The organism is Arthrobacter sp. HMWF013, from assembly GCF_003061105.1.
Lineage (GTDB): Bacteria > Actinomycetota > Actinomycetes > Actinomycetales > Micrococcaceae > Arthrobacter.
The window spans coordinates 1-1185 of sequence record NZ_QAIQ01000123.1; the positions used below are offsets into that span (position 1 = coordinate 1).

Genomic DNA, 1185 nt, shown 5'->3' on the forward strand with positions numbered 1-1185 from the left:
ATTTATCTTTTTACCGACCCCGTGGTGCAAACGCTTTTGAATCCGTTTGCGGGGTGGTGTGTGGTGTAAGTTATCGGCCTATTAGTACCGGTCAGCTTCACGAGTCGTTAGTCCTCGCTTCCACATCCGGCCTATCAACCCAGTGGTCTGGCTGGGGGCCTCTCACACACAAGGTGTATGGAAATCTCATCTCGAAGCGAGCTTCCCGCTTAGATGCTTTCAGCGGTTATCCCATCCGAACGTAGCTAATCAGCGGTGCACTTGGCAGTACAACTGACACACCAGAGGTTCGTCCGTCCCGGTCCTCTCGTACTAAGGACAGCCCTTCTCAAATTTCCTGCGCGCGCAGCGGATAGGGACCGAACTGTCTCACGACGTTCTAAACCCAGCTCGCGTACCGCTTTAATGGGCGAACAGCCCAACCCTTGGGACCTACTCCAGCCCCAGGATGCGACGAGCCGACATCGAGGTGCCAAACCATGCCGTCGATATGGACTCTTGGGCAAGATCAGCCTGTTATCCCCGAGGTACCTTTTATCCGTTGAGCGACGGCCATTCCACAATGTACCGCCGGATCACTAGTCCCGACTTTCGTCCCTGCTCGAGATGTCTCTCTCACAGTCAAGCTCCCTTGTGCACTTACACTCGACACCTGATTGCCAACCAGGCTGAGGGAACCTTTGGGCGCCTCCGTTACTTTTTAGGAGGCAACCGCCCCAGTTAAACTACCCATCAGGCACTGTCCCTGACCCGGATTACGGGCCGAAGTTAGATGTCCAAAGTGACCAGAGTGGTATTTCAACGATGACTCCACCCGAACTGGCGTCCGGGCTTCAACGTCTCCCACCTATCCTACACAAGCCACTCCGAACACCAATACCAAACTATAGTAAAGGTCTCGGGGTCTTTCCGTCCTGCTGCGCGTAACGAGCATCTTTACTCGTACTGCAATTTCGCCGAGTTTATGGTTGAGACAGCGGGGAAGTCGTTACTCCATTCGTGCAGGTCGGAACTTACCCGACAAGGAATTTCGCTACCTTAGGATGGTTATAGTTACCACCGCCGTTTACTGGGGCTTGAATTCTCAGCTTCGCCGTGAGGCTAACCGGTCCTCTTAACCTTCCAGCACCGGGCAGGAGTCAGTCCGTATACATCGTCTTGCGACTTCGCACGGACCTGTGTTTT

At 54.1% G+C, this 1185-nt stretch carries 1 rRNA gene; it reads right to left on the reverse strand.

What is annotated here, in order from left to right:
- Positions 1-60 precede the first annotated feature (60 nt).
- A 23S ribosomal RNA gene (locus DBR22_RS05755) occupies positions 61-1185 on the reverse strand; the annotation flags it as partial.